General features: G+C 43.0%; 20 protein-coding genes. 3 read left to right on the forward strand and 17 right to left on the reverse strand.

Features of this window, described 5'->3' with window-relative positions; genetic code table 11:
* Nucleotides 1–152: 152 nt before the first annotated feature.
* The 8 genes from QL919_RS01570 to ffh all read right to left on the reverse strand — a co-directional run bounded on the left by QL919_RS01570 (nucleotide 153) and on the right by ffh (nucleotide 7,628).
* Nucleotides 153–1,079, reverse strand: a complete 927-nt coding sequence (locus QL919_RS01570; RefSeq protein WP_290187834.1) for an IS30 family transposase — start codon at nucleotides 1,077–1,079, stop codon at nucleotides 153–155.
* Between the two features lie 93 nt (nucleotides 1,080–1,172).
* Nucleotides 1,173–1,859, reverse strand: coding sequence for a DUF4112 domain-containing protein (locus QL919_RS01575; protein WP_290187835.1), 687 nt, complete (start codon nucleotides 1,857–1,859; stop codon nucleotides 1,173–1,175).
* Nucleotides 1,852–2,769 (reverse strand): 4-hydroxybenzoate octaprenyltransferase, encoded by a 918-nt coding sequence (gene ubiA, locus QL919_RS01580; RefSeq protein ID WP_290187836.1) that lies wholly within the window; start codon nucleotides 2,767–2,769, stop codon nucleotides 1,852–1,854. The genes QL919_RS01575 and ubiA overlap by 8 nt, the downstream gene beginning before the upstream one ends.
* A 122-nt stretch (nucleotides 2,770–2,891) precedes the next feature.
* Nucleotides 2,892–3,134 carry a hypothetical protein gene (locus tag QL919_RS01585; RefSeq protein ID WP_290187837.1) on the reverse strand — a complete coding sequence of 81 codons (243 nt, stop codon included), beginning with the start codon at nucleotides 3,132–3,134 and terminating at the stop codon, nucleotides 2,892–2,894.
* Nucleotides 3,135–3,240: 106 nt separating this feature from the next.
* Nucleotides 3,241–4,143 (reverse strand): class I SAM-dependent methyltransferase, encoded by a 903-nt coding sequence (locus QL919_RS01590; protein WP_290187838.1) that lies wholly within the window; start codon nucleotides 4,141–4,143, stop codon nucleotides 3,241–3,243.
* A gap of 70 nt (nucleotides 4,144–4,213) precedes the next feature.
* A complete protein-coding gene (locus QL919_RS01595; protein WP_290187839.1) occupies nucleotides 4,214–5,056 on the reverse strand; it encodes an undecaprenyl-diphosphate phosphatase in 843 nt (280 codons plus the stop codon).
* A 125-nt stretch (nucleotides 5,057–5,181) separates the two neighbouring features.
* Nucleotides 5,182–5,865, reverse strand: coding sequence for a tRNA (adenosine(37)-N6)-threonylcarbamoyltransferase complex dimerization subunit type 1 TsaB (gene tsaB / locus QL919_RS01600; protein ID WP_290187974.1), 684 nt, complete (start codon nucleotides 5,863–5,865; stop codon nucleotides 5,182–5,184).
* Nucleotides 5,866–6,080: 215 nt separating this feature from the next.
* Nucleotides 6,081–7,628 carry a signal recognition particle protein gene (ffh, locus tag QL919_RS01605; protein ID WP_290187840.1) on the reverse strand — a complete coding sequence of 516 codons (1,548 nt, stop codon included), beginning with the start codon at nucleotides 7,626–7,628 and terminating at the stop codon, nucleotides 6,081–6,083.
* Nucleotides 7,629–8,094: 466 nt separating this feature from the next.
* On the opposite strand from ffh, the gene ccsA reads away from it, so the two are divergent.
* Nucleotides 8,095–8,886: a cytochrome c biogenesis protein CcsA gene (gene ccsA, locus QL919_RS01610; RefSeq protein ID WP_290187841.1), complete on the forward strand. Its 792-nt coding sequence runs from the start codon at nucleotides 8,095–8,097 to the stop codon at nucleotides 8,884–8,886.
* Between the two features lie 128 nt (nucleotides 8,887–9,014).
* On the opposite strand, the gene purU is transcribed toward ccsA, so the two are convergent.
* Both purU and QL919_RS01620 read right to left on the reverse strand, forming a co-directional pair.
* Nucleotides 9,015–9,944 carry a formyltetrahydrofolate deformylase gene (gene purU, locus QL919_RS01615; protein ID WP_290187842.1) on the reverse strand — a complete coding sequence of 310 codons (930 nt, stop codon included), beginning with the start codon at nucleotides 9,942–9,944 and terminating at the stop codon, nucleotides 9,015–9,017.
* A 202-nt stretch (nucleotides 9,945–10,146) separates the two neighbouring features.
* On the reverse strand, nucleotides 10,147–17,985 hold the full coding sequence (locus tag QL919_RS01620; RefSeq protein ID WP_290187843.1) for a hypothetical protein: 7,839 nt from the start codon (nucleotides 17,983–17,985) through the stop codon (nucleotides 10,147–10,149).
* 487 nt (nucleotides 17,986–18,472) lie between these two features.
* Here QL919_RS01620 and rpmB point away from each other — a divergent pair, with 487 nt between their 5' ends.
* Nucleotides 18,473–18,709 carry a 50S ribosomal protein L28 gene (rpmB, locus tag QL919_RS01625; RefSeq protein ID WP_149488796.1) on the forward strand — a complete coding sequence of 79 codons (237 nt, stop codon included), beginning with the start codon at nucleotides 18,473–18,475 and terminating at the stop codon, nucleotides 18,707–18,709.
* A gap of 134 nt (nucleotides 18,710–18,843) precedes the next feature.
* Nucleotides 18,844–18,999: a 50S ribosomal protein L33 gene (rpmG, locus tag QL919_RS01630; RefSeq protein ID WP_010201403.1), complete on the forward strand. Its 156-nt coding sequence runs from the start codon at nucleotides 18,844–18,846 to the stop codon at nucleotides 18,997–18,999.
* Nucleotides 19,000–19,221: 222 nt separating this feature from the next.
* Here rpmG and QL919_RS01635 read toward each other — a convergent pair whose 3' ends face one another.
* The 7 genes from QL919_RS01635 to QL919_RS01665 form a co-directional block, all read right to left on the reverse strand.
* On the reverse strand, nucleotides 19,222–19,533 hold the full coding sequence (locus QL919_RS01635; RefSeq protein ID WP_290187844.1) for a hypothetical protein: 312 nt from the start codon (nucleotides 19,531–19,533) through the stop codon (nucleotides 19,222–19,224).
* Nucleotides 19,534–19,733: 200 nt separating this feature from the next.
* Nucleotides 19,734–20,045 (reverse strand): hypothetical protein, encoded by a 312-nt coding sequence (locus QL919_RS01640; RefSeq protein ID WP_290187845.1) that lies wholly within the window; start codon nucleotides 20,043–20,045, stop codon nucleotides 19,734–19,736.
* A 159-nt stretch (nucleotides 20,046–20,204) separates the two neighbouring features.
* A complete protein-coding gene (locus QL919_RS01645; protein WP_290187846.1) occupies nucleotides 20,205–20,564 on the reverse strand; it encodes a hypothetical protein in 360 nt (119 codons plus the stop codon).
* Between the two features lie 195 nt (nucleotides 20,565–20,759).
* Nucleotides 20,760–21,449, reverse strand: coding sequence for a ribulose-phosphate 3-epimerase (gene rpe / locus QL919_RS01650; protein ID WP_290187847.1), 690 nt, complete (start codon nucleotides 21,447–21,449; stop codon nucleotides 20,760–20,762).
* A 113-nt stretch (nucleotides 21,450–21,562) separates the two neighbouring features.
* Nucleotides 21,563–21,811, reverse strand: a complete 249-nt coding sequence (locus QL919_RS14140; RefSeq protein ID WP_356649779.1) for a TIGR03643 family protein — start codon at nucleotides 21,809–21,811, stop codon at nucleotides 21,563–21,565.
* 239 nt (nucleotides 21,812–22,050) lie between these two features.
* Complete coding sequence (fghA, locus tag QL919_RS01660; RefSeq protein ID WP_290187849.1) at nucleotides 22,051–22,941, reverse strand: S-formylglutathione hydrolase; 891 nt, start codon at nucleotides 22,939–22,941, stop codon at nucleotides 22,051–22,053.
* A gap of 143 nt (nucleotides 22,942–23,084) precedes the next feature.
* On the reverse strand, nucleotides 23,085–24,578 hold the full coding sequence (locus QL919_RS01665) for a C13 family peptidase (RefSeq protein ID WP_290187850.1): 1,494 nt from the start codon (nucleotides 24,576–24,578) through the stop codon (nucleotides 23,085–23,087).
* Nucleotides 24,579–24,625: the final 47 nt, after the last annotated feature.

Below are 24,625 nucleotides of genomic sequence, written 5' to 3' on the forward strand. Positions count from 1 at the left end.
TCAAAAGATAAGTGGCTTAGAGCTGCGCAAAAATAATATTTTAAGCAAAAAAAAGGCGGCAAACGTTCATATCGTTGCCGCCTTTTCTCATGTGGTTTTTATTCTATGTGCTTAAGTGTTTATTAACCTAGATTAACACACCAAGTGCAACGCTAAGTAATGGAATAAAACACCTGGTTTGGCGTTTTAAACCCCAATCGTTTTCTTGGTCTGTTGTTTAACCTGTCTTCAATATTTTGAACCTCATCATCAGATACTTGTCTAAAGTCACATCCTTTAGGCAAGTACTCTCTAATCAAGCCATTGGTATTTTCGTTTGTTCCTCGTTGCCATGAGGCATAAGCATCAGCAAAGTAAAACCCACTATAGAGTCTTTGCTTAATGGCTTTATGATCCGCAAATTCCTTGCCATTATCGGACGTAATCGTCTTAACGTGTAGTTTCACTGGAGTTAGCATAACCACCATCGCATCCGCGACCAGATGAGCACTCTTTTTCGTCACTCGTTTCATCTTAACCAAACCTGTCTTTCGCTCTACTACTGTCACGATAGCTTGTTTGTGGTTTTGGCCAATGATGGTGTCCGCTTCCCAATCACCGATGCGGGATCGCTCTTTTACTACATGAGGGCGCTCATGAATTGATATCCTGTCATTAATACGCCCACGAGTCTCAGTGGTAAGCCTTTGACGATAGGGTTTGGCTTTGCGTCTTAAATATTGCCATAGCGTGCCGCCTTGCCTCTTATCCGTCCATAAGTAACGATAGATACTCATGTGACTGACTCCACTATGAACGCCTGCTATTTGCTCAGGACTCCACTGCAGTTTAAGCTTAGTCACGACCCAGTCCCAGACGTTTAAAATGATGGTGAAGGCATTATTTGCCCGCCTCGCTTTAGCGGTGTTGTCTGCATGCTTTGCTCGGTAGCCTCGTAGGCTTTTATTGCGTCTAAGCTCTCTTGATATGGTGCTTGAACTTCTGCCTAACGCCCCTGCTATAAATTTAATACTATGTTGTGCCCCTCTAAGGGCATAAATCTGATATCGTTCCTCTAGGCTTAGATGTGTATAGCTCATGGTTGCAATCTCACTTTGGCGGTGGATAGTAGCTTTGATGCTAGCGCATCTAGGCCTCTTTTTCACCTGCTCTTTGATATTGCACTTCATGTGTTAATCTAAGTAACCAAAACCAGTCGTTGTGCCAAATAAGCCGACCAACCAACCGATTAGCGCCCATAACCCCAAGCCAATCACTACAATGACAAGCAAGCCAAGAATATCAGGAATATGTAAATACAACCAAGCAACAACTGGGTTGCGCCAAAAAAAACGGAGGCGGCCTTGCTGCTGCCTGTCTTCCAAGGATTGATGCAAAAATGGCCGATCCATATGCATGGTCTCAGTGATGCCATATTCTTCGTGGAGATGCTCGTGCACGATGGTCAACGTCTTGCGACTGGGACGAATAAACACATCTAACAGCGTACCAATACCAGGCACGATGCCAACCACCATATCAATGAGCGCCAGTCTGACGGCTGGCGTCATTTTATGCGCCGGCACACCTAACTGACGGCCTAATATAAAGGCATAACTGGTCAAGGCAAGCCCTGCTAAATCCCCTGCCAGTGGAATGGTCGAAAGTGCCGCATCAGCACCCATGCCCTGCTTGGTAAAAGGCACACGTACGAGCGAATCCATAGTATTAGCAAATTTTGCCAGTTTGCGCTCAGTTTCAATGACTTGTGCGCGTGTTAGCCCATGCTCAGCCAGCTTTGCCTGATAGTCGATAACAGGCGCATTAGGGTCAGAAGGCTTTTTTGCTTTTAATATCGAAAATTTATTTAATTTATCCATTAAACGTCGTCCATAGACAAGCAATTGCGATGAGAGCAAAGACATAACGCCCTACCCATATATTGGCCAAAAATGCCTGGAAACAAGCCAAAGCTTGACGACTGGCACAAGCACTATTTTGCTTGGCAAACATCATCGCGACTAATGCCAAGCCAAAGACTGGGGTAAGACCTAACGTCGTCGGTGCAAAATAATGCCACATCACCACGCCCATAATCAGCAAAAATAAAGTTTGGAGCAGCGAGATAATAATCATGTCATGGCGGCCAAATAATATCGCCGTTGATTTAACCCCAATTTTCAAATCATCCTCACGGTCAGCCATGGCGTACTGGGTATCATAGGCCACTGTCCAACACATATAAGCGACAAACAACAGCCAACACCAGATGTCAGGTGAACCTTGTATCGCCACATAGGCCATCGGTATCGCCCAACCAAACGCCGCTGCCAAGAACACTTGTGGCAGATGCGTATAGCGCTTCATAAAAGGGTAAATAAACGCCAATATGACCGCACCAAGCGACCAGTAAAATACTGAAACAGGTAAAAAGAAGAGCAAACTGGCACTGAGTAATACCAACACTAAGAATGCAGCAATGGCTTCTTTAGCAGACAGGCGTCCATCGGCCAATGGTCGACCTTTGGTGCGAGTCACATGACCATCGACTTTACGGTCTGCGAAATCATTAATCGCACAGCCTGCCGCCCGCATAAAAATCGCGCCCAGTGCAAATATCACAAATATCTTTAGGCTTGGCAGACCTGCCGTTGCCCCTTGCTGCTGCGCATGACCCATCGCCGCCAACATCACGCCCCATAGCGTTGGCCATAGTAATAGCTCAATACCTACGGGTTTATCAAAGCGCGTTAGTTGCAGGTAGGCTTGTAGTTTGTCGTTAAATGTCATGGTATTTTAATTATCATTAATAGAAGGTTTCTTGTGCGTGTTTGCCTACGCTTCCGGCAGCTCTTATATGAAGTGCTATTAGAGTGCTTATCATTACATTGAATTATTAATACATTGGCGAGCTACTGAATTTGTTGCCACAATTTGTTAGCTTCGATGAGCGACAGCTCAGGATATTGTTTGCGCAAAGCTTTAATGGCAGGGATCTTCTCTTTATTTGCGGCTTGCTGACGTAAAAATGCCAACTGCTCTTGCGGGTTGCTGAGTTCTTTTAAACGTGCTTCCAATCTTAATATCCGAGTACGTAAGATAATATTGATTAATAATAAACCTGCACCCATTATCCATATGATTAGCGCTGACATTCCTTGCTCCTAAATCCATTAACCCTAAATACTCAAGCTGATTCACTGAGTCCATTCGTCATCATAAAAGATGTCTATCAAAAAATACATTTTGAAATAACAGCCATCAAAAAAAATAACCGTCGAAGCGGACTGCTTCATTATGCCAGCTTTCACTCGGCTGTTGATTAGCAAGTAACGGCGCAAGCTGCGGACGCTTCACAACCACGCGGCCTTGTCTTTGAGCATATTGACTGACGACTGCTTGCGCACTTTGTAGCAATTGCAGCTCTTCTTCTGATGTTGGCGGGCGAGCCAACTGGTGCAAGGCTTGCATATGCTTGCCCACTTTAGCACCTTTACCCGTTTTGCTGTCTTGATAGCTGTCTTCTGGAAACATAGGGTCCAGATATATTACATCAACTACTTTCGCATCATTTTCTTTACTATCATGTATCGCATCAGTCTGTAATTTTTCAAAATAACTGAGCGCATCGACATTGATAATCTGTAGACGGCTCATCAGCTTTTGCCAATTTGGCAGCGCGCTCATACGTTGCTGTTCAGCCAGCAGTAACAACGCCATCAAAGGCTGCTGCTCGAGCATAATAACTTGAGCGCCAGTACTGCCCAATATGAGACTGTCATGACCAAAGCCTGCGGTCGCATCAATAATCATGCTGTCTGATGTTATTTTGGCAGCTTGCAATAATAACTCAGACTTGCGTCCAGCACTTACCACACGGCGCTGTAGCTTATCCCATTCTGGTGCCACGCTTAACCCATCACTCAGCCATGACAGTTTGTTTTTTTCATCCAACAACAATATAGGTTGGGTTGCTGTCTGGCTTAATTGCTGGCGACGTTTTTGATTGAGCTTTTCGGTAAATAGCTCGGTATTTAAAGTGATGGGCAACTGATGCTGTTCTATCAAGGCTTGCAAGCGTTCAATCTGCACTTGCTGCGACTCGCTAACATAAAGTAGTTGGCAGTTAATATGAGCGGTCAGTACTTGCTTCACATTGGTCATATTAACTGCCATTCCTTTCTAGTATTTAAGAGCACATGTATTACCATCAAAAACTATTCCATTATAAATCCTAGCCTGCCATTTGATAGCCAAAACCCCAAGCAGCGACCAGTACGATGATGCCTGTGATAATACGTAACCAAGCAAAGATCTTAAAGTCACGACGGCTGACCCACGCGACCAATAAGCGTATACAAAGTAAGGCGACAACAAAAGACACCACGGTGCCTATGCCTAATACCAACCAGTCCTCGCTACTGGTCAACACCTCATGATGCTTCAGCAAATCCAGTAGTGCGGCACCGACGATGACAGGAATGCCCAAAAAGAAAGAAAACTCTGCCGAGGCCTTACGTGATACGCCAAGCCAAAGCGCACCAATAATAGTGGCACCTGAGCGTGATGTTCCTGGTATCAAGGCAAGGCACTGCATCAAACCAATCATCAGAGCTGTTTTTAAGCTGACGTCTTCCGCTTCTTGCGCAATAATGGCTTTAGGACGATTTTCGACATAAAATATCAGCAGACCACCGACAATCAGCATAATCGCCACGACAATAGGATTAAATAAATACGCTTTAATCTCATCGGCAAAGGTAAAGCCCACTATCATTACTGGAATGGTTGCGACAATTAAGCTCAGCCCAAGCTGTCTTGGATTGCTCATGCCTTCTGCTTTACCAGTCAACAGCCCCATCAATGCCTGCCAGAGCCTGCCCCAATAATCATAAATAACTGCCAAGATAGCCCCAAGCTGCACCACCACCACAAACAAATCAACTTTATCTTTGGTCCAAAACCCCATCAAATCTGCTGATAAAATCAAGTACCCAGTGCTAGAGATGGGTAAAAACTCAGTGATACCTTCAACGATACCCATGATGACCGCTTGGATTAATAACAGTATATCCACAGTTGCTTCCCTAAAAAGACAGCGCTATCGCCTGTCCTATATGATCGTTACCTTTATAGTATTCTGTATTTTGTTGATTCAGAGTATTTAGTCATTACCCGTATCGTCATGTTATAAAGCAGAAACTAAGCCTTACCTTGCTCTTTCAGCGTTTTCCACGCCTGATTGCGCAGATATTTTGGTAATGCATTCGCCGCATCGCTACCACCAGAGGTCATAAACTGAGCAATACCTAATTGTCCAATCACCACCGCATCTGGCCAAGCATCTTCATGGCTTGCTTGCCCATCATGTGTCTTTAATAGCGGCGCACCGTTTCCGGCGATGGGCAGGTTAAGGGCTGTCTGGCTATCATAATCAAGCAGCTGCTCGGTATCTTCGCCATTGTCTTGATTAACGGGCTGCATAACATTGTCTATTACAGCATATTGCCCAAAATAAACTTGCTGCATACGCGCATCAAGCGCGCTATAAACTTGGGTCAAGCCGTACTTTTGATAGGCACATTGGGCAATCGCTTGTAGGCTAGAAATACCCACACAAGGAATATCGTGCGCCACTGATAGCGCTTGCACCACTGCCGTATTAATCCGTATACCGCTAAATGCGCCAGGACCTCGGTTAAATATCAATGCTTGTATATCAGCCAGACGCAGATTAGCCTCAGACAATGCCGCATCAATCATCGGCAGAATTTGCTGGGTCTGCTGACGTTTGCCCGTCTCAGTATGGCTCGAGAGTACTTGACCACTGGCATCTAAAATCGCGATTGAACACTGATCAAACACGGTATCCATTGCTAAAAACATCATCACCTCGGCTTATTCGCTTGGCATTATAAAACAGCGCCTATCATAGCATTTAGGATAAGCGAATTTTATTAATTTCTACGTTTTTCATACTTTATCCATCAGATATTATTTAAATATGACAGACATAAAAAAAGACCTCAAAACTGTTTTAGCTTTGAGGTCTTTATTAACATCCTTTGTTAATACTGACTGCAACGACAGCCTGCTAGCATTTAAAAGCGCGTCTTAAACTTTTTTGGCGCTTGGTTTTGTAGCTCTTGCATCTGCTTTTGCATCTCTTCAGTGCTTGGCATGTTATTTGGATCAAGGCCCATCTGCTTCGCCATTTGCTGCGGATTCACGTCTTTAGCGCCGCCTTGCTGACCGCCACCGCCAAATAGAGGACCGCCACCACCGGCACCGCCGCCGCCACCCATCAAACCTTGCATAGACTTCATCATTTTACTGATGCCTTCTGGCTTTGAAATCATTTTCATCATTTTTGCCATTTGCTTGTGCTGCTTGAGCAAACGATTCACGTCTTGAATCTCACGTCCAGAACCTGCGGCAATACGGCGCTTACGGCTAGGATTTATCTTATCTGGGTTTTTGCGCTCAAACGGCGTCATGGAATTAATCAGGGCTTCCATCTCACGTACTTTTTCTTCAGGCTTAGCGTCTTCAACCGCTTTTTGCATATCAGAGCCACCCATACCAGGCATCTTATCTAAGAATCCTGCCATACCGCCCATGCTTTTCATTTGCTGGAATTGGGTTAATAAATCCTCAAGGTCGAAGTCGCCACCCTTTTGCATCTTCTTCGCCATTTTTTCGGCTTTATCACGGTCGATTTTTTGTTCAACTTCTTCGACCAAACTCAGTACGTCACCCATACCAAGGATACGCTGGGCAATACGCTCTGGGTGGAACAACTCTAACGCATCTAACTTTTCACCGCGACCTAAGAATTTAATTGGTTTGCCGGTGATAGCACGTACAGAAAGCGCCGCACCGCCACGCGCATCACCATCGGTTTTGGTTAAGATAACCCCGGTCAGTGGCAACGCATCATTAAAGGCTTTGGCAGTATTGGCCGCATCTTGACCCGTCATCGCATCGACGACAAACAAGGTTTCTGAAGGATTGACTGCCGCCGTGAGGGCTTTAATCTCATCCATCATGGTGTCGTCGATATGTAAGCGACCTGCGGTATCAATAATCAGAATATCTTGATACTGGATTTTGGCCTCTTCGATAGCACGTAGGGCGATATCGATCGGGTTTTCGTCAGTCGTTGAATTGACGAACTTGGCATTCACTTGACCAGCTACTTGCTCAAGCTGGGCAATAGCAGCTGGGCGGTAGACGTCAGCTGAGACCAACATGACTTTTTTCTTATGACGCTCTTGCAAAAATTTGGCCAATTTACCAGCCGTGGTGGTTTTACCAGCACCTTGCAAACCTGCTAATAGATACACGACTGGTGGTTTACCTGTCATCTCAAGCTGCTGATTGGCACTGCCCATCATTTCGGTCAGCTCGTCGTGAACGATTTTTACAAACGCTTGTCCTGGTGCCAATTCTTTCAGCACTTCCGCACCCAGTGCCTGCTCTTTTACGCGTTTTACAAAATCACGAGTGACTGGCAGCGCCACGTCGGCTTCTAGTAGCGCCATACGCACTTCACGCAAGGTGTCTTTGATGTTGTCTTCTGTCAGTTGACCTGTGCCCACGATATTACGTAGGCTCGACGATAAGCGTTCTGTTAAGGTATCAAACATAAATAGCTCTCAGTTAAAATAATTCGCAGTTAATAATTTTTGGTTAAAATAGTTTTTAGTTAAAATAGCTCTTGATTGAAGTAATTGTTGATTCAATCAGCGTTAAGTAACCCATTAAAGGGTTTCTAAATAATATAGGGTGTGTTTACACATCTAGCGACGCTCTTATAAAAGCGTCACAAAAAACAGCACAGTATCAATACTATAGCATTAAGATGATTCAAAGCTTATAGTGGTTTTGCAAAAAGGATGCTTACAACACTTATATCACATGTATTTTAGGGGTTATTTAATTTGCATCTCAATTGACTGACTATAAGCATTTGTAGGCGATAAGCAAGATGATGCTCAATTGCTCCCCATTTTATGATAAATTGGAAGATTATTCTAATCATTCCGATAATACCACTTTAGCGATAAATTGAGCGGCCATTCTGCGCTCAGTATGAGATGAGGCTTTATATCTGTGCACCTTGCATTCTTACTTGCTAGCCTGATTTACATCTTAGTCAGCGTTTACATAGGTTGGGCGCTGATTCAGGATAAACCCATATCAAAGAGCATCAGTTTAGGGTTATTACTGGTTGGTATGCTCGCGCACGCCACACTACTCTACCCGTATGTCGTGACCCTCTATGGGCTAAACTTCAACCTGTTTAACATCATTAGTTTAATCAGTTTGTTTTTCTTATTCTTCTACGTGCTGTTTAGCCTATACCGTCCTATCGTCAGCCTTGGTATCTTAGCAGCGCCTACTGCACTGATAGGCATGACCGTCGGTTTCGTCGGCCGCGCCCCTTATCAACCCATTACCGACATCAGCGTTGGGCTTGAGACTCATATTTTGTTATCACTTGCCGCCTATTGTGTGCTGCTGATGGCAGCGGTGCAAGCGCTATTTTTACGGTTACAAATTCGTGAACTTAAGCATCAGACCATTCATCGCTTTTGGGTCAATAAACTCCCGTCACTGCAAAGTATGGAAAGCTTATTATTCGATATGCTGTTGGTCGGCTTTGTTTTACTGAGTATCGCGCTAGGAATTGGCTTTGTTTATGTAGAAGACTTGATGGCACAGCATCTTGCTCACAAAACGGTATTTAGCCTGCTGTCATGGTTATTATTTGGTGCACTGCTACTTGGCAATTGGCGGGCAGGATGGCGTGGTAAACGTGCTGCTAACATCACCATTTACGCTTTTATTCTACTGGCGATTGGCTTTGTCGGTAGCAAGTTTGTGTTGGAGATGCTGTTATAAAGGTAGTTTTAGAACAATAATGTGATTTGCAAAATATAGCCGCCAGTATTAAATACTAATACTGGCGGCTTATTATTAACTCTGCTTAAAAAGCTTTCTTTTGATTTTAAAATTGCTCTAGCAAAGAGCTAGTTAAAAACCACGGTTTTATTGCCCGCCACAATCACGCGGTTTTGTACATGCCAATTCACGGCGCGCGCCAATACATTGCGCTCGATATCACGGCCAATAGCACGTAATTCTGTCACGCCTTGACGATGGGTCACACGGTGCACATCTTGCTCAATGATGGGGCCTTGATCGAGCTCAGCAGTCACATAATGCGCAGTCGCCCCAATCAGCTTGACGCCTTTCTCATAGGCCTGACGATATGGGTCAGCCCCCACAAATGCGGGCAAAAACGAGTGATGAATATTGATAACTTGCATCGGCCAACGCTTGACAAAATCAGACGATAAAATCTGCATATAACGCGCCAATACCAGCAAATCATTGCCTGCCATCAACGTATGAATCTGCTCTTCCGCCTCGGCTTTATTATCCTTGGTCACTGGTATATAGTGAAAAGGTATGCCAAAATTCTCTACTGCTTGGCGCAGATCCTCATGATTACTGACAACAGATGTAATCTCGCAATCGAGTAATCCGCGCTGATGACGCCACAGTAAATCTAATAGCGCATGATCGAACTTTGATACTAAAATACCAACCTTGGTTTTAATCGCATTGTTATGCAAGCGCCACGCCATATTGTGACGCTTGGCCACCGTATGACCGAAGCTGGCTTCAAAGTTATCCATAATCTCGCTCAAGCCTGCTAACGCAAACTCCAAACGCATAAAGTACTGCCCACCTTCATGAGCCGTTGAATACTGATCGAGCGTAATAATATTACCACTATAACGGTGTATAAACTCAGATACGGCCTGTACGATACCTGCTTGATCACGACACTTAATCAGTAGCGTCGCGGTATCAATAACATCGGTAGATAGTACATTTTGAGAAGTTTTGCTCGACTTTATGCTTGCTGTAGCAGTCGTGGTATTGTCTGACATAGTGCGCCCAATTAAAAATGAAACGTGCTGCTTACTTTGAATATGGTTAGCAGCATAGGAAACTGACTATTCTAATCGCTTTTGCAAAAATTTGCTGATTGAGTTGCTTGTATTTAATTATTGAGATTACAAATGCAAAAACCCCCAACGCGGGGTTGGGGGTTTGTATTTATAGTTTTTTATTTTATAAGGTTGTTAATCTCTACTGGGCTTGAATCACTTTAGAGAAGCCAAATCCATTACTATTTACGCTAATAGTAGACCCTAAGTCAAATGCTTTACTAAAGTCTACTATGAAGCTGTTATAACCTGTAGATATGTTACTTGGACCTTCACCGTTAATAGATACAGAATAATTTGGCTGATAAGGAGATAAAACCACCTTGGAGATATCCTTCTCAGCATCGATATTGATACTCATACTATCAATACATGGAACACCACCAGTACCAAATGGACTTGCATGATCTATCCAAGGTGTAATTAAGCTCGAATCACTTATCGACAGGTCGCCTAACTGATACGGTAATACATAGTTGATACTTTGTGTACTCTCACTACCGTTCAAGAACGTTGAAGCATCAAACCGCACTTTCACCCAAGTTGAATAGCGTATTGGATAACGAATCTCAAAATCAGCTCGCCCTACTTCATCAGTTGTAAATGAATAACCATCTTCAGATACTTGGCCATTTATAATAGCTACTGGATTGATAGGGTCTAATCTACCATTTCCTATACTACCATCATCATTGATATTGATGTCAGCATCTTTATCTAGAGTGTAATTATACTCTGGATCTTCAGTATCATACCAATTAGACTTAAAGATAAGTGGTTCTTGCTTAGTAGATGTCTTAAGTGCTGGCGTATTTACTTTACCATCTTTATCTATAGTATTTGCACCTTGATAAGCTACATTTGTATTCAGTAAGCATACCTTTCCTTGAGCGTATTCAACTGCATAAGACTTAATTGATACTTCTTTATTTGGCACAGCACGGCCCGAACCATCCATGACCGATATCGAACCACGTACAGTATAATAAATATCATCTGATGATATCTTATCAGCGAATGCTAAGGTCGTATACACTGCTTCTTCTGATACGGTAATAGTGGTTGTTCTAGTAGGAACATTAAATTTATCATCGAGTAGTCGAGCATTGATAACCACACCGCCAATAGGTGAGCTAGCGTTGGCTTGGTAGACAACACGTGCTTCACCTCTACTGTTTGTTACTGCTGTGGCAGCTGACAAACGACCTGCTGAAGAGTCTGACGTGCGACTAAAGACAACGGTTTGTCCTTCAACTGGTACATCGTTTTTATCTTTTACTGTAGCGACAATTTCAGTACTACCACCTGGAGTAATAACCGACTTCACCGCTTGGAATAGCATTTTAGCAGGTGTTGTAGCACGAAAACGTGTATCAACTGTCGTTTGGTAACGAGGCTGGCCATTGACATTTTCACCGAGAACTGTTGCTTGCAATACAGCGGTACCAGCAAGATTAGATTTTAACCATACTTTCACGGTAATGATATTGCCCTGAATATCAGTTGCCTTAATAGGCTTAGTTACAATAACCTTATCAGTGAACTTATCTAAATAGTTAGGAATCAAGCTACCAATAGTCGTTTGCACTTCAACTTCTTTACCGACAAGAGTTGCTGCCTGTTCTGCACTATCAGCACGAATTTGAACATTAATTAATTGTGGCTCATCGACATTATAAACGTCTTCAATATTAATAAAGCTGATGCCCGCTTGAGAAATCTTAATCAGCTCAATACTATTTAAACTACGCTGAATATTGATACTATTTTCACCCAAAGCGCGAGCAAATACACGTAAGTTACCATTGCTATCAAAGGTCAAATCAGCTTCGTTAATATTAAACACCGCTTGACCATCTGCATTGCTAATAGCAGTTGCACTAGAGTGAATAACATCACCGTTCGCGTCGACCAACTCCATACCAGCATTGGCAATAGCACGTCCTGCACCATCTACTAATGTGGTCGTGATAGTAGTAGAAGCGCCATCTTTTAGATTGGCTTCTGTAGCTGCAATAGTAATCTCTGTACCGATAGCTGATAAGCTTAATGACTTCTCTTCACGCACTTGCATGCTGACCTTGCCATCTGCATCGTATTGCGGTGTCACGATTTTAGCGTGAATCACTACGCTATGATTTAGACGCGAATTGATAGAGTTGGCTGCTAGGATGACGCCGACATCGATCTGACCATTAGCATCAGTGGTTACCATACTTGGTGTGGTTAACGCCGCACCACTGGCCTCTAAGTCTTCAATACTTAACTGTACAGGTACTCCTGCCAAGATACCGCCTTTGCTGTCAGTCACACGGAAGGTAGCATTGGTCTGATCACCCCCAGTGTTTAGAGTAGACTTATCAGAGGACGCTATGAGCTGATAACTATCAATCGTAGCAGTATCTACTGCAACGATATAGTTCTGTATCAAATCAATGTTTTCAGCCGTGGTGGTGGTGGCCGTTAGCTTGATACCCGCTTCTAGAGTTGCTTGGTTAACGTTAGCGCCGTCTATGAGCGTGAGATCAAAGGTTGCTACACCGTCACCATTAGTTGTAGCAATGTTATTACTAATAGTCACGCCTGTTTGTATAGAATCTTCCACATTTAAACGCACTTCACGATTAGCAATACTGCCCTTTTTATTCTCTACACGCACAAATACTTTAAATGTATCACCCTTCGTATTAACGACTTTATTAGCGCCAATCGTTATATTTTCTTGCGTACCACTTGCATCTGGGGCCATCGTCTCGACGATGCTGGTTTTCGTGGCAATATTATTATTCTCATCGGTTGCTGAGAATACAACTTTAAAGTTACTGCCGATGAGTTTTTTCTGCTCATCAGTTAGACCAGATGGCACAGCAAGTGTAAAGCTAGCTCTCCCCGACTCATTGGTAGTTTGCGTGCCACTAGTGACTAAGCTAACCCCTTGAGCCGCAATGGCAGCGGGGAGTGCTAAGTAAACTGTCTTGCCTGCAATGACATTGTCTTTACTGTCTTTGGCTATCACCTCAACTTGAGTCTCACCACCGTTTAGATTCAGTTTTTTCGGTGTGATAGCTATCAAATCAATAGCGGCTTTAGTTGACTGTATATTAAACTGAATTTCTTGCTTCTTACCTGTCAATGTCTCAGTCAAAGTAGCTGTTAGCTTTTGGTTTTTTAGAGCAGCTTTTTGCTCTGCGGTTAAGTTACTCGGTACAGTAACGGTAAAGCCTGCCGTGCCGGTAGCGTTGGTACTGACAATATTAGTCGCCGATCCTAACTTACCATTTACAGTTAATAGCTTTGCCAACTCTTCATTAGCAAATTCTAGCTTGATAGGCTGCCCACCGATACTGATGTTGGTATTTCGAGTACTCAGTGCTGCATTAACCACAACTGTATCGCCTTCGCCATTCAATGTATAGAAAGGACGATTATTGATAAGATTTGGTGGATTTAGTACTGTCAAATCAACCACTGGGGTTAAGATATCTACTTTGGTTATAGCAGAAGTATAAGTTTCGCCTTTTTCGACATACGACAGCTGATAATTAATACCAGTAGATTTAAGCTCGGTACGCTCTTTTGCTGTCAGCCCTTCTGGGATAGTAACTATAAACGTCGTCTCACCACCAAAGTCAGTAGTCGCTGACTCTGCATTGACAGTAACACCGTAATCGAGTGCAGCTTTACCTAACTGGATAGCAACTGTCTGTCCTTTAACTGGCGTTTGCTTACCTTTATCCAATAGCTTGATACTTATAGTACCGCTACCGCCAAGCTCACTAATTGAAGGCGTAAGAATAGAAGCAAACTCTAAACTCGTTGCTGGCTGTACCACTTTGACAACTGCATCTGTAATTTTAGCGACTGTGCCATCATCATCCGTTAAAGTAACATTGTATTTAATACCTGATGTAATTAGTGTTGTACGTTGTACTGGTGTTAAATCTTGACTAAGGTTAACAGTAAATACTGCATTGCCAGCTTCATTGGTTGTTTGCTCATTTCCTTGGATACTGACGCCTGCGACATCACTGATCTCAAGCTTAACTTTTTGCCCTACTGCAACATTACCATTAGGACGTTTAGCAGATACTTGAATAGTAAACTGCTTGTCTGTGACAGTCACCACTTTAGGAGAGCTAATCGAAGTAAGTTTAATATCACTTTTGGCTAACTCTGAACTGATTTTTATAGCTGAACTACTGATACTACTACTTGCACCTGAGGCTTCAACAGCTTTGGCAGTTAACACAAAACCCTTTTGTGCCTCTAGCTTATCTTTCTGTGATTTAGCCAAACCTGCAGGAACACTAACTTTATAACTAACTACGCCTTGAGCATTGGTCGTTTGGGTCGCAGTACTATCTAGAGTCAGTAAGCCAGAATCAATTAGAGCTTTCGGTAGCATTGCTGTGACGCTTTGGTTAGCAATAACCCCGCCATTTTTATCATTCACACGGAAGCTAATGACTGCACTACCACCTGAACTTGATAATTGAACTTTATCACTGCTACCAAAATTAATTTGATACTGTGCAGCAGGGATAACCACAGAGGCATTATAATTACTGGCAGTGACACCATCATTGTCAGTTAAGGTTGCAGTATAAGTAACGCCTGACTTTACTAGTGCTTCACGTTGGGCTTGGGTTAAATCTGGGCTTATATCTACGATAAATGTCACATTACCTGATGAATCAGTCTTTTTCTCATCGTCTTTAACAGTAATACCCGTCATCTGAGTAAGCTTTAGCTTGACGACTTTATCAGCTGCTGCACTACCATCTTTGCGTTTACCTGATACTTGAATCGTGAACTGGTCTTTTAAAATATTAACGACTTTAGGATTGGTCTCTGATGTTAAGACCGTTAAGCTTTTCTGTATTTTATTACTGACGTTAATAGGCGTACTATTAGCACTAGTAGTAGCTCCTGATGCCTCAGTCAGCTTAGCACTCAAGATAAATCCACTGGCTTTTTCTAATGCTGATTTCTGTGTAGGTGATAGCCCAGTCGGAATACGAACGGTATAGTTCACGATACCTTTATCATTTGTTGTCTGATTAGCAGCAGTATCTAAGGTCAACAATCCTGCATCCACTAAAGCTTTTGGCAGGCTTACCGAGACTTTCTGATTGGCTATAACGCCACCGTCTTTATCATTAACTCGGAAACTAATGACAGTACTGCCACCTGAGCTTGAGAGCTCTGCATTGCTGCTGCTACCAAAATTGATTTTGTATGCAGCACTAGGCACAGATGCTTTAATACTATAATTTTCAGTGGCAACCCCATCTTCATCAGTCAATGCAACAGTATAGGCAATACCTGTTTTTTCAAATGCCTTACGTTGTTCTAGAGTCAATGCTTGGTCTATATTTACGGTGAACACAGCATTACCAGCACTGTTAGTGACTTGTTCACCACCTTCGATACTAATGCCTTTGACATTGTTAATTGCAAGCTTCACAGGCTTACCTGTAGCAGCACTACCATTCGGACGCTTAGCAGATACTTGAATCGTAAACTGGTCTTTTAAAACGTTTACGATGCTAGGAGTGGTTTTTGCAGTCAGGATGGTTTGACTTCTACTAGGGTCTGCAGTCACAGGAATACGATTACTGCTTGTATTGATACTTGCACCTGAGGCTTCTACCAAACGGGCATTTAGGACGAACCCACCTGCTTTTTCAAGTTCTGCTCTTTGTGTAGGAGATAGCCCTGCAGGAATACGAACCGTATAACTGACATTACCTTGAGCATCAGTTGCTTGGTTTGCTGCACTTTCAAGCGTTATCAGCCCTTTTTGAGTCAAACTACTTGGTAAGCTTGCTGTTACAGTTTGGTTGGCTATTACGCCGCCATTTTTATCATTAACGCGGAAACTTAAAGTGGTTACACCGCCTGTACTCAACAGCTTATCAGTACTACTGCTGCCAAAGTTTAGCTTATATTCAGCCACTGGAATGATAACTGGTGCCTTATACTTATTCGTAGCCACGCCATCTTCATCAGTCAAAGTCACGGTATAAGGAATACCAGACTTCACCAAATCTTGACGTTGCTTTTCTGTCAAATCTTGGCTTAAGTTGACGGTAAATACTGCGTTGCCTGATGCATCTGTCGTTTGCTGGCTGCCTTGAATACTCACGCCTGTGACATTACTAATAGCCAACTTAACTTCTTTGCCAGCTGCAGCACTACCATCCGGGCGCTTACCTGCAACTTGAATTTGGAATTGATTTTTTAGGATGTTTACAGCGCTAGGAATGTTTTTTACATTTAGAATCGTTTCACTTTCAGCAGTTACTTTGATACGTTCACTATTGATACTACTACTAGCTCCTGAAGCTTCAGTAACTTTAGCGGTTAAGACAAAGCCACCGATACTCTCTAACTTTGTTCTTTGAGCGGCTGTCAAACTTGCTGGCACACTCACACTGTAATTCACCATGCCTTTCCCATCAGTTACTTGAGTAGCAGCACTATCTAAGTTTAAGAGTCCAGTTTTAATTAGATCCTGAGGCAAGCTGGCAGTGACTTTTTGATTGGCAATTGCTCCGCCATCTTTATCATTGACACGGAAACTGATAATAGCTTCACTACCGAAACTAGAGATTCTACTTTTATTTTTCGTCGCAAACTTTATTTGATACTGAGATTCAGGGATATACGCTTCGTTGCCATATGTATCCATCGTGACTGCACGGTTTGGCTCTGATAAAACCACCGTATAGCTGACGCCTTTTTCTACAATTTCTTTGCGCTGAGCTGCAGTAAGCGTAGGCGCTACAATTAAACTAACAACTGCACTTCCTGTTGCATCAAATGTAAAACTCTCTGTACTAAGCTTAACACCAGTAACTGCATTGTTAAGCTTGATTGTGCCTTTTGCCCCATTAATAACGGTTGGCACTTTAGAGTTTTTAGCCGTTGCTGTGATAGTTAGCGGCTTCTCATCTCCATAGGCATTAAGCACTACGTCCCTACCTTTCACATCTAAGACATAATCAGAGACAGGCAGGGCTACAGTTAAAGTATCTGTTTCTTGCTTGGTGGCGCCATTCTGCTCTTGGATACTGATTGCATATGCAACACCTTCACCTTTCAACAGTGCATCACGCTCAGCTTTCGAAAGATTTTCATCTATTTTAATGCTAAAAGTTGCAATACCATCCGCATTTGTGACTTTACTACTGCCACCTACGATAGAGATGCCTTTTATATTATCAATACCCAGCCCAACTTTAACATCCTGAACGCGGGCACCCTTGCTGTTCTTAGCAATGACGGTCAATTGAGCGCTGTCACCATAAGGGTTTAGCGCGTTATTAGAGACTGAGCTTGTTTTCAATGAAGAGGTAATATCAAGCTTGCTTTCCGTAACTTGTGTGCCATCACCACTGCCTTTTTTACTGACAGAAACCTTTAATTCCTGCGGTGCGACTGCAGTGCCATCTGCTTTGTTAGCAGTCGCCACTAGAGTAAAACCATTGGCTATCAGCTCATCTTTATCAGCAACTGCTTGCGGATTGAGCTTTAATGCATATACCGCATTCCCGTCATCGTCCGTAGTTTGGGTGCTCTGACCTTCAATAGTGATACCGTTATTTTCAGAGTCCACTACTTTTAGAGTCACGGCTTTACCGACCATAGCTCCACCAGATACTTTTTCAACAGCTTTAACCGTAACACTAAAAGCTGCTTGATCATCAGACAACTCAATAATAGTAGGCGCTGTGCTCAGTTTTTGGATAAAGAAGTCTGGCTCAATCTCTGGCACTTGTTCGCCACCACCAGTATTACCATTACCGCCAGTACCACCACCTGTACCAGGTTGAGTAACACCTAAATCAGGTGCAGGTGCGACAGAGTCTACCGTGTCACCATCACCGCCACCACCACAACCTGCTAAGGCCAAAGCACAAGTCAGAGAAGTGAGTTGAAATAGTTTAGAGCTAATAGGTAGTGAGCTATATGACATGTTTGAGACTCCGCGTGGGCAGTAATTTATTCGAGCAAATAAGCAAAAAATCATTACACAGAATCATAACAGATTGGTAATGATACATAGATTTACAGTAATGCCAGTTGTATTAACAGATTGTATTAAATATATAACAGCAACTTTACTGACTTTTGTTATAACTTACAACTAAAAAATGAATCTTTACTATTAAATAATCAACAACATAGCCTGTCCATTTCAGGGTATAATAGTTACCCTTTAGACCGACAGTAATCATAAAAATATTTGAGTATTCATCTCTTTTATGGTATAAATGTCGGCTTTAAAATTTTCTGAATTGGTTAGCCTGTTATTTGCCTTTAGATAACAGTCATATCAGCTCAACCTTCATATAGTTTTGTTTGGTGCAAAGCTGCCGCTTGCTGTGTCCATGCCGCAAAAACGTGCAACTTGCCCAGACTGGTATGAGAAAAACTCATACCTCATAGATTAGGAGTTCGCCATGTCTCGAGTTTGCCAAGTGACTGGAAAGCGCCCTATGGTGGGTAATAATGTTTCGCACGCAAACAACAAAACCCGTCGTCGCTTTCTACCAAACCTTCATAACCATCGTTTTTGGGTAGAGTCTGAAAATCGTTTTGTACGTCTACGTGTGTCTACCAAAGGTATGCGCACTATTGACAAACTTGGTATCGATAAAGTGTTAGCGGATCTACGCGCACAAGGTCAAAAAGTATAAGTATTGATTGGCAGTTTAGTGATATCGATAATTTTCGTCATCTAAGCTGCTGCTCTGCTACATTATTTGTGGCAACTTAATATTTTAGACCCGTACCTATCGTTTGAAGACCCCTCATTTACAGGAAAGCTATCATGAGAGATAAAATTAAATTAGTATCAACAGCTGGTACTGGGTATTACTACACCACTACTAAAAACAAGCGCACTATGCCTGGCAAAATGGAAATCAAAAAGTTTGATCCAAAAGTACGCCAGCATGTGATCTTTAAAGAAGCTAAAATCAAATAGTTTGGTTTATTTATAGAACCTATTTCTTATAGATTCTATAAATCTACTATTTGAACAAAAAAAAAGGGTATATCAATTGATATACCCTTTTTTTATGCTTTTTTTAATTTTACAGGCGATGTGTTCTACAGATATCGCGCTTTATGGTTGCTACTTATCATTGCCGCTTTAGATTTCTATCTATTAACGCTCAGCTTAAATCTGACCAATCTCACCAGTTGATTAGCTGTAGTGCGTTGGTTCTTTGTCATAGACATGCGCATGCCATTGGCTCATCTGCTTTTGCATAATCACCTGAATCGCAGCATGAATCATATGCTGACCAATCGCTTGTGTATCACTGCCAAGCAACTCTTTCAGCTTTTCAGAAAAATCAATGGTCATCAGCGGTGCATCATCTTGTTCAGCATCACGTAGTAACAATCGGCCATCTTCAGCTTCTACGAGCTCAAGGGTGGTTTCTTTGGCGAACCCTGCGAATTGATCGGTGTTTTCGTTATCTACTTCTATCTCATTATCGATATCGTATGGCATTAATGTATTCCTTATTGTCCCGTGTACTACGTGCAAAGAAAATCTTGTGTGACAAATATACTGTCACACAGTGCTATCATCCTACAGTAACGCGGGTAAAACTATCTTACACATACAATGGACGCTTTGACCCTGAAATTCAAGGGCTGTCGTACAAGTTGTCTGATTAATCACACATAACATGGCTATATAACATCAGCTTAACGCCAATAGCGCATTTTGGCCAAAGTAAATAATAACGCCACAAACATACCCAGATAATACATGAGTTTCAATTCTAACGTCGGGTCACGATATTTGAACGGTAGTGCCACGGTGGCAGTCGCGGTCGGAAGTATGACCAGCATAATGAGCCAGCTTTCAAAGACATGCAACCAACCCTGTAATCCTTCGCCGTGACTTAGCGAAGCTAAGCCCAGTAACAGGCAAGCTATGATTAAAGCGATAAACAAGCCGTTAGGTAGGTCTTTTGGAAAGATAAGATCAGTGATTTTATTAGATGGTTTTGGCATGCTAGCATCCAGTCACGCTTAGATTGCGTGACTCATTTATGAATAAGAGTTGATGATTAGTAGGTTTATTAGAACGACCATTAAGCTGAATGCCTGACTGGGCACTAAAATAGGCTGACAAAGCGTCTAAAACAGCGAGTTTGGCACTGAGGCAACAGATTAACTATAGGTGCCCATCAACCATAGCATCGACACACAGGCGGTCAACCAGCCGAGCGTCAACGCATTGCGGGTTTCGATATGCAAGCCCTTTACCTTATTAAGTACTCGCGAGCCAAGCCAAAAAAACAGCGGTATCCCAAGTACAAAGGCAGGGACGATTACCGCAGCATGACGCAGTACCGTATCGACATCGTCACCAATCATGAGACGAAAGCCATAACCAGCTACGCTTAAAACAAGCGCAAAGACAGCCAAGCCAATCGTAATACCTTTTGGTACTAAGCTGCGCTGGCGTGGTTCAGTGCTACTTACAGATTCAGGCGCCACCGACGAGTTAAGCGGTTCTTTTATATTCATACTTCACCTTTACGTGACTGATTTTACCTTTACATGAATGACAATTGTGACTATTTATCATTCACAAGTTGTTATTCATAGGTCAGCCGGTATACAGCCATGCTAAATGCTGGTCGCTGCTGACGGCTCGATTAACGAGTTGGCTTTATTAGGGCCATTATAACGGTTATTAGCCACCACTGTTATTCGCTGTTACTAACTACCATTGGCCAATGCAAGCTCAGCACGCATCGCATCGATAGCAGCTTTATAGTCTTCTTGATTAAAGATGGCAGAGCCTGCGACGAACATGTCAGCGCCTGCTTCAGCAATGGCACGAATATTACTAGCTTTAATACCACCATCCACTTCTAGGCGGATATCACGGCCACTGGTAATGATACGTTGACGGACTTGGCGCACCTTGTCTAAAGTGCTGTCAATAAATGACTGACCACCATAACCGGGGTTAACACTCATTAGCAATATTTGGTCAACCTTATCCATCACATAATCTAGATAATGCAATGGCGTTGCAGGGTTTAACACTAAGCCACATTCTGCCCCGCCATCTTTAATTAGCTGTAATGAGCGATCAATATGCGCACTGGCTTCTGGGTGAAAGGTGATGATACTGGCCCCCGCCTCTAAAAACTGCTCAATCATACTATCAACGGGACTGACCATAAGATGCACGTCGATCGGTGCATCGATACCATAGTCACGCAGTGCCTTACAAATCATACTACCAAAAGTCAGATTGGGAACGTAATGGTTATCCATTACGTCAAAATGAATAACATCAGCGCCAGACTCCAATACCCGCTCAACCTCTTCACCAAGTCTGGCAAAATTAGCTGATAAGATAGAAGGGGCGATTAGATATGGTTTAGCAGGACTGGTCATAATTGAATTACCTAATTCATGTTTATAACAAAAGGGTGAAAATAAAAAGAGATTGAAACGTCGCTTAAACGACCGTTAGATTATTAAAGTATGGACACGCCCTAATTAAATCATTAGCGCTGTTTATATTGGGTCTTGCAATAAGCACGACCAACGTCGAATGGACGCTTAGCTTGATGCTTAGTCACACGATTGGTGACACGTTGACGCCATAATCTAAAAGATGATGGCTTTAGCGCTTGGCGCATCAACTTAATGACCGCTGTTTCATCGAGCCCGTAGCTATGCTTTATCGCCTCAAAGGGTGTTCTGTCTTCCCATGCCATCTCTATCACTCGTGAGACTTGCAAGTCATCAAGCAGCGACTCGCCAGCCTTATTGAATGATTGGGCGATATTGTTACTAGAGCGAGTAGCGCCTTGCTGCTCGCTTTTTGTATTCACATTAATATCAGCATGCTGCTTATTTTCTAGCGCAATTTGCATGTCAGCTTGCATGATAGCAAGCGAGGAATTGACCATAAAAACCACCCTTTAAGTATGAACCATCAACTGTTAAAAACCCTGTACTGAGACATTACTTAATACGGCAACACCAGCATTTAGCTGAGTTGAGCCATACGCCAATGATGTTCGATATGATCGTTAATCACGGTCTGGATAAAGTAATAGCTATGATCATGACCAGCTTGATAGCGTAATGTTAAAGGCTGCTGCGCTTTTTCACAAGCTTGTTGTAGTTTGGCAGTTTGTAGCTGACCTTCTGCTAAGAAATTATCGGCCGCGCCTTGATCAACCAAAATACTAGAGTACTGCTGACCGACTTTTTCAATCATTTTTGCAGCGTCTGCTTGCGACCACTGTGATGCATCCTCACCGAAATACTCTGTATAAGCTGCTTGGCCCCATGCTGATTCGCTGGCAGCACATACTGGAGACAGCGCTGACACACTGACAAACTTACTTGGAAATTTAAAGCCCAACAATAATGCGCCATGACCACCCATTGAATGCCCTGTCACGCCAATACTATCGATAGGGAACTCTGAGCGTAATAAGTCATAAAGCTCATCAACGATATAGCTTTGCATATTAAAGTGCTCGGCCCACGGTGCTTGAGTTGCGTCGACATAGTAACTGGCGCCCTGCCCAACAAAGTAACGCTCATCGTTTGCCACATCGATACCATCACTACTTCTAGGAGAGGTATCAGGGGCGATAAATATCATGCCAAGCTCACTACATTTTTTTTGAAAATGTGCTTTATGAGTGACGTTATCTGCATTACAAGTCAAGCCTGATAAATACAAAACGGCAGGGCAACGATGACCTGCCAATGCTTCATCTGGCAGATAAATGCTAAACGTCATCGGCGTCTTAGTAGACGTCGACTCGTGACTGTAGTAGTGCTGCTCACCATCAAAACAGCGATTGACGCTGATCTGCGTGAGTTTTGAGTTGGTCGATAAACTGTGTTTATAAGAATTATTCATGAGTGACATCCTTTTTATCCAAAGTAAAATAAACGATGACTTATAAAAAGCACTTATAAGATGGTGCTAGTCTTTAAGTATATAGTAGCATTACTAAACGCATGCGACGTAATACCTGATGTTTGGTGGTGAATTGTTGCTGTTTAATTATTCATATCTGCACTAACAGCCGCCGTAGCAGTCGCCTCACCCACTGACAAGCTGGAGTTACTATTCGATGCGATATTCATAGCAGAAGGGTTGCTCATACTGGCAACTGCTGGCCGTGTTTTATCAAACAATACTTGCTCAAAGGCAGGCAAAGCGGTCTCCATCAGACTACCAATCACCATCTGCGGTTCTGATGGCTCAAAACCCATCAAGCTCTCACGCTCACTAACGCGCAGACGAGCGTCTTTAAAAGCAGATTCAAAACTGTTATTGCTACGCAGACTTTCAGCAAAAAAGGCTTGGCCAAAGTAAGTCATCTCTGCGGTATTGGTACAGCCAAATGACATTTTATCAGCCGCTGAGGCAGTAATCACGACAGTGGTCGGAGAGGCAAGCTCGTCAATAAATGACCCTGAGTAGCAAGCAGATACCACGATGACACGCCAGCGAATACCTGAAGCGTCCAATGACTCGCGCAACCAGGCAGCGTCTAGATTGTCCATTGCTAGCGGCGGATTGGCTAATTGCACGATATCTTCATTACCATGTGAGGATAGCGTCAAGAACAGTACATCTTCATCAGCATTCATCTGCTGACCGATTCTCTTTAGACCACGTAAAATGCTAGTCTTGGTTGCTATAGGCTCGTCTAGCCAACTATAAGTATTGTTGATCAATGTCAGCGATCGACCACTGGTGCCAAATCGTACATCAAACAACTCACGGACTTTATTAATCTCAGAGCGGAAAACATTTTGATCAGAGAATCCTGCCACACCCATAAAGTACCAGTCTGTTTTGCCGATGATACTGGGATCAATACTGCTTAACGCTTGCTGAAGCAAACGAGGCTGCTCATATAGCGCAGCCTCTTCTAGTACAGGCTCTACAGGTATCTGCTTGAATATTGGTTGGTCAGCGACATTACGCTGCCAAATCGTTAAGAGCGCGACTGCACCCACCAACACAATGATTCGCTCCCACCACGGTGTCCGCAAACGACGAGAAAATATCCACAGTAATGCCAACGTCTGCCACAAGAACAATATTAAAAACAGTATCGGTAAGAACGAATAACTCCAGTTTGGTAGCCAACCATGACTGCCCAAAAACTGCACTAAGCTCTGTAATAGCGCGGACAATGTGTCCGCCACCAACCACAGCACTACAGGGACAAATACCAATGTTTGGTTGCTCGCACGCCGTGCCAAAATAATACCACTGAGCAAGATAATCATCGGCCAGATAAGATAACTGACCAAGCCTTGCTCATTAAACATACTGCCATTTTCGGCAGCCAACCAAGAAAAAAGGACGTTACTGCCCAGTGCCAAGGACGCAAAGACAGCAAATTGTATAAAAGTGGGTTTGACCCAAGAGAACGCTCGTGTCGACCCTACCAGCATCCATAAGGTTGCGATAATATTGGCAGCGAAGTTGAGCGAGAAGCGCTGAAGCGATACGGTTTTTAACGACGCAAGTGACAAAGACTTAGACCTCTAGCCAGTCGAGAGAAGTAGCGCAAATTAACGAT

Source organism: Psychrobacter sp. APC 3426, from assembly GCF_030408035.1.
Lineage (GTDB): Bacteria > Pseudomonadota > Gammaproteobacteria > Pseudomonadales > Moraxellaceae > Psychrobacter.